This is a genomic window from Acidocella aromatica, assembly GCF_014201825.1.
Taxonomy (GTDB): Bacteria; Pseudomonadota; Alphaproteobacteria; order Acetobacterales; family Acetobacteraceae; genus Acidocella; species Acidocella aromatica.
The window spans coordinates 1-5192 of record NZ_JACHFJ010000023.1; the positions used below are offsets into that span (position 1 = coordinate 1).

Annotated in this window: 6 protein-coding genes; 3 read left to right on the forward strand and 3 right to left on the reverse strand. The window is 61.2% G+C overall.

Annotation, left to right across the window (positions count from 1 at the left end; all coding sequences use genetic code 11):
* The first annotated feature begins 3 nt into the window (after nt 1-3).
* Complete coding sequence (locus HNP71_RS13940) at nt 4-879, forward strand: 3-hydroxybutyryl-CoA dehydrogenase (protein ID WP_183267556.1); 876 nt, start codon at nt 4-6, stop codon at nt 877-879.
* Between the two features lie 64 nt (nt 880-943).
* Here the strand turns inward: HNP71_RS13940 and HNP71_RS13945 are convergent, their stop codons facing one another.
* The gene (locus HNP71_RS13945; protein ID WP_221246938.1) at nt 944-1306 is read right to left on the reverse strand and encodes a dihydroneopterin aldolase; all 363 of its coding nucleotides are present in this window, start codon (nt 1304-1306) and stop codon (nt 944-946) included.
* On the reverse strand, nt 1293-2102 hold the full coding sequence (locus HNP71_RS13950) for an SDR family oxidoreductase (protein WP_246344242.1): 810 nt from the start codon (nt 2100-2102) through the stop codon (nt 1293-1295). Before HNP71_RS13950 ends, HNP71_RS13945 begins: the two co-directional genes overlap by 14 nt.
* A 122-nt stretch (nt 2103-2224) precedes the next feature.
* On the opposite strand from HNP71_RS13950, the gene HNP71_RS13955 reads away from it, so the two are divergent.
* Nucleotides 2225-2635, forward strand: coding sequence for a DUF3775 domain-containing protein (locus HNP71_RS13955; protein WP_183267553.1), 411 nt, complete (start codon nt 2225-2227; stop codon nt 2633-2635).
* Between the two features lie 27 nt (nt 2636-2662).
* Nucleotides 2663-4375 (forward strand): DNA polymerase/3'-5' exonuclease PolX, encoded by a 1713-nt coding sequence (gene polX / locus HNP71_RS13960; RefSeq protein ID WP_183267554.1) that lies wholly within the window; start codon nt 2663-2665, stop codon nt 4373-4375.
* Nucleotides 4376-4382: 7 nt separating this feature from the next.
* On the opposite strand, the gene HNP71_RS13965 is transcribed toward polX, so the two are convergent.
* Nucleotides 4383-5027, reverse strand: coding sequence for a hypothetical protein (locus tag HNP71_RS13965; RefSeq protein ID WP_183267555.1), 645 nt, complete (start codon nt 5025-5027; stop codon nt 4383-4385).
* Nucleotides 5028-5192: the final 165 nt, after the last annotated feature.

Consider the following 5192-nt stretch of genomic DNA (forward strand, 5'->3'; position numbering starts at 1 on the left):
ACTATGACAATCAGCAAAATCGGCGTCATCGGCGCGGGGCTTATGGGTAACGGCATCGCTCACGCGGCGGTGATCGCTGGTTTTGACGTGACGCTCGTGGACGCCTTTGCGGCGGCTCTGCCTAAGGCCCTGGCCACCATGACGAAAAACATGGAGCGCCAGGTGTCCAAGGGCGTCATCACCGAGGAGGCGAAGACCGCCGCATTGGCGCGCCTGACCACCTCCACCGACTGGCATGCCCTTGCCGATGCGGACATCGTGATTGAGGCGGTGCCGGAGAAGCTGGAGATCAAGGAGAGCATCTATAAGGAACTGGCCGGCGCGCTGAAGCCGGACGCGATCCTGGCCTCCAACACCTCTTCCATCTCTATCACCAAGCTGGCGGCTATGTCCGGCAGGGCGGATAAGTTCATCGGGATGCATTTCTTCAACCCGGTGCCGATGATGAAGCTGGTCGAGGTTATCCGTGGCCTCGCGACCTCGGATGCCACCTATGCGGCAGTGCGTGACCTCGCCGAAAAGCTGGGCAAGACGCCGGTGGATGTGCAGGATGCGCCGGGCTTCATCGTCAACCGTTTGCTGTGCCCCATGTTGAATGAGGCGATCTTCGCGCTGGCGGAAGGCGTGGGCTCGGTGAAGGATATCGACGCCGCGATGAAGCTGGGGGCAGCCCACCCGATGGGGCCGCTGGAACTGGCGGATTTCGTGGGGCTGGATACGCTGCTTAGCATCATGCAGGTGCTGCATAACGAACTGGGCGAGAGCAAGTACCGCCCCGCGCCGTTGCTGGTGAAATATGTCGAGGCTGGCTGGTACGGGCGCAAGTCCGGCCGTGGCTTCTACGATTACAGCAGCAACCCGCCAGTGCCGACGCGGTAAGGATAAAAGTTACAGAAGTTTTTGAATGCCGCCTTTTTTCAAAAAGGCGGCATTCTTTTTGCCTCTATTTCGAAGCCATGAGGCGAAAGCCGACGCTTTCGCAGTCTGGGTAGACATCCGGCTTGCGCGAATACACGCTCACATGCCGTACCTCGGACCGGGCGAGGCAGAATTCCGCGATGTCGTGGCACAGAGTCTCCTGCAACTCGTAATGCCGGGCGGTGAGCAGCTTCGCTGTTTCCGTGCGCAGGAAGTCGTAATCCACCACATGGTCGATATGGTCGGCCTCGGGCCGGGCGGCGCTGTTCAGCGTCAGCTCAATGTCGATGAGCAGGCGCTGCGGGGCTGCCTTCTCGAAATCATGAATGCCGATCGAGGCCTGAACCTCGAACCCGCGCAGGACCAGCGTGGCTTCAGATATCCGCATTTTTGACGTCCCGGTCGAGGAAGGCGACATCGCGCGGGCGGCGTTGCAGCACCTGCCCGCCGTCGATGACTAAAGTTTGGCCATGATAGGACGGCGTGGCGAGGATAAAATCCACCGCGCCCACGATCTGCTCCGGCGTGCAGCCGCGCCCCAGCGGGTTGTTGTTGTGGGTGCGGATGAACTCGGCTTCCGTCTGCTTGCCGCTGATGAGCGTGATGCCCGGCGCGATGCCTGCGACACGGATATGCGGGGCGAAGGCCATGGCGAGCATCTGCGTCATGCCCTGCAAGGCTACCTTGGAGAGGGTGTAGGAGAAATAATCCGGGTTGAGGGCGAAGACCTTGTTGTCCACAAGGTTGATGATCACGCCCTCCGCCCCTCGCGCCCGTACCGCCGCGTGGAAATCCCGCGCCAGCAGGGCGGGGGCGTAGAGGTTCACGCGCATGTTTTGGTCGAGCGCGGCGGCGGATGTGGTGGCGGCGGTGTCGTACTCGAAGGTGGAGGCGTTGTTCACCAGCAGCGTCAGTGGGCAGATGGCCTCGCAGCGCGAGACGAGTTGCGTCACCGCCTCGGCATCGGCGAGGTTCGCCCCGAGCGCGGTGGCCCGCCCACCCGCCGCGACGATTCCGGTGGCGACGGCCTCGGCCTCGGCCTTGGAGTGGTTGTAATGAACAAAGACGTGCCAGCCTTTGGCCCCGAGATGTGAGGCGATGGCGGCGCCGATGCGTTTGCCGCTGCCCGTGACGAGTACACCCTGCATGCCACCCTGGATAAACGAGCCAAGCCCGATTACCAAGCCCAACCGCCTTGCCGTCCAAATCCAGGCAATGTTGCGGAAAATCAATGACACGGCTGCCAAGGTTATGGCATTTTGTAGAAAATTCCGAGTGGGTAAGACTCAAACCGGGGGAAACAACCATGGCGGACGAACCGAACCTTTCCATTCCGCTCGAAACCATTTGCTTCATCATCGGCAAGGCGCGGGAGTTTGACGCTAAGGATGAAGTCTCCGAACCCGATCCGGGCTCCAACCCGAGCGATGACGATATGCGCGCGGTGCTGGAAGATCACGAGGATGACCCGGTGACGGCTGAAATCACCGCTGTCGTCGAGGATCTTAGCGAGGATGGGCAGATCGACCTGGTTACGTTGGCTTGGCTCGGCCGTGGCGATGGCAGCCTGGACGAGTGGGGCGCGCTACGGGGCGAAGCGGTGAATGCCTATAACGGCCGTACGGCGGAGTATCTGCTCGGCATGCCGTTATTGGCCGATTATCTGGAGGAAGCGTTGTCTCAGTTTGGCCTGAGCTGCGCGAGTGTGCAGGACTGATAGAAACAAATATAAAATGAGTGCGTCATGCAGGTCAGCAATGCAGAGGTTGCTGCCGAACTGGACAAGATCGCGGATCTTCTCGACGTAGAGGCAGCCAACAGGTTTCGCGTGCGGGCGTATCGCCGGGCGGCGCGGCTGGTGGGAGCGTTTGGGCGCAGTGTGGCGGATATGCGGGATGAGGAACTCGACGAGCTGCCCGGCATCGGGCCGGATCTCGCGGGCAAGATCGTCACCCTGGCGCATGGCGGGCATTTGCCGCTGCTCGATGAGTTGGAGCGCGAGGTTTCGCCGGGCGTGACGGCGCTGCTTGCCATACCGGGGTTGGGGCCGAAGCGCGTGCATCAGCTGCATGAGGCGCTGGGGATCGACACCGTTGCCCGGCTGACGGAAGCGGCCAATGCGGGCAAGCTGCACGACATACCGGGCTTCGGCCGTGGGCTGGAGACGAAAATCATGCGGGCCCTGGCTTCCGGGGCGGTGGCGCAGCCGCGTACGTTGCTTTCCAAGGCCGAGCAGATCGCCGTTCCGCTATTGCAGAATTTGTGGCAGGCCGAGGGGATGAAGCAGGCCGAGATCGCGGGCAGTTACCGGCGGCGGCGCGAGACGGTGGGGGATATCGACATTGTCGTGGCGGCAGCCTCCAACCAGAAGGTTATGCAGCGCTTCACCAGCTACGAGGCCGTGGCAGAGGTGGTGGAGCGCGGCCCGACCCGCGCGACGGTGAGGCTGCGCAACGGGTTGCAGGTGGATCTGCGCGTGGTGCCCGAGGAAAGTTACGGCTCCGCCCTGTGCTACTTCACCGGCTCCAAGGCACATAACATCAAGCTGCGGCAGATTGCGGTGGAGCAGGGGCTGAAGTTGAACGAGTACGGGCTGCACAAAGGGGTGCGTCAGATCGCTGGTCGCACCGAGGAGGAACTCTACGAGCGGCTCGGGCTGCGCTACATTCCGCCGGAGCTGCGCGAGGACCAGGGGGAGATTAATGTCGCGCGGGAGAACCGCCTGCCGCAACTGGTTTCGGTGAAGGATATCTGGGGGGATCTGCACGTCCATACCAATGCGACGGATGGGCGGGCGAGCATGCGCGAGATGGCCGCGGCGGCCCGCGCCAGGGGGTATGGTTACATTGCCATTACCGACCATAGCCGCAGGCTGGGCATGGCGCATGGGCTGGATGTGAAGCGCCTGGCGCGGCAGATGGAGGAGATCGACCGCCTGAACGACAGCCTGAATGGCTTTACCGTGCTGAAGGCGATCGAGGTCGATATTCTCGAAGATGGCACGCTGGACCTGCCTGATACCATACTAAGCAAGCTCGATCTGGTGATCGGCGCGATCCATTCGCGCTTCGATCTGCCGCAGGTGAAGCAGACGGAACGTATCCTGCGCGCCATGGACAAGCGCTGTTTCAATATCCTCGCTCACCCTACCGGACGGCTGATCAACCAGCGCCCGGCCTATGCGGTGGACATGGAACGAGTGATGCGCGGGGCACTGGAACGCGGCTGTTTTCTGGAGTTGAACGCCCAGCCCGAGCGGCTGGACCTGAACGACGCGCATTGCCGTCTCGCCAAGTCCATGGGGCTGAAGCTGGCGATTTCCACCGATGCGCATGCCGAGCCCGAACTCGGCTTCATGCGCTTCGGTGTAGATCAGGCACGGCGCGGGTGGCTGGAAGCGGCGGATGTGCTGAACACCCGCCCCGTGAACGAACTGCTGAGCCTGCTGCGCCGGTAGGCTAGGGTCAGAGGTGGTGGAGCTTGAGGTAGCGCTGCATGTTCTCCCGCGCCTTCTGCTCGAACTGTTGCGTCATTACCGGATGATGAAAGATCTTGGGCAGATGCAGCAGGGAATGGAAGAGATCGGCCGTGGTCTTGTTGAAGGCCTGGTCGGAGAGATGATGATTCTCCAGGCGGATCAGTTTCCGGTTGAAGTCGAACAAATCGGCATCGTAGGCCAGAGGGGCGAGGTCGAGATCCAGGAACCAGTCGAGCACCTGATCGGCATGGCGCGCGGCATCGTGCTTCGCGGTGGCTTCGATCATCCGCTTGACCCGGTCGGCGAGTTGGAAGGTCATCGCCTCATGGCCCGAATGGCTGGCGTGGCGATCCCAGATCTGCGCGGAAACCAGCTCATCGTTGTCTGCGTCGTGGTAATAGATGGCATGCAGAATCGCCAACTCGTCCGACACGTCGTGCATCACATCATGCCACTGCTTCAGGCTTTTATGCAGCGCGTAGGTCGCGGCGATGTGCCATGTGCCATGATAAAGTCGGAACCGGCCGCTCAACATGTCGTGTACTGACTGTTTGTCCGGCGTGCTGGTTAAGATGTGGGATTTCAGCTCATCAAATTCATGAGCGGCATGGATGTCCTTGATATTCAGCATAAATAACTCCACCAGGCTTGAAGGAAAGGAAGCCTCCCTAGCCAGGATATATTGGCCCATGGTTTCCTATTGTAATCCATCACATGGACATGGCTCGTAAGCGCGCAATGCCGACATGGCAGCCTGCTAACGATGTCTGGTCTGGTGGAGTTTGGTGCTTACATC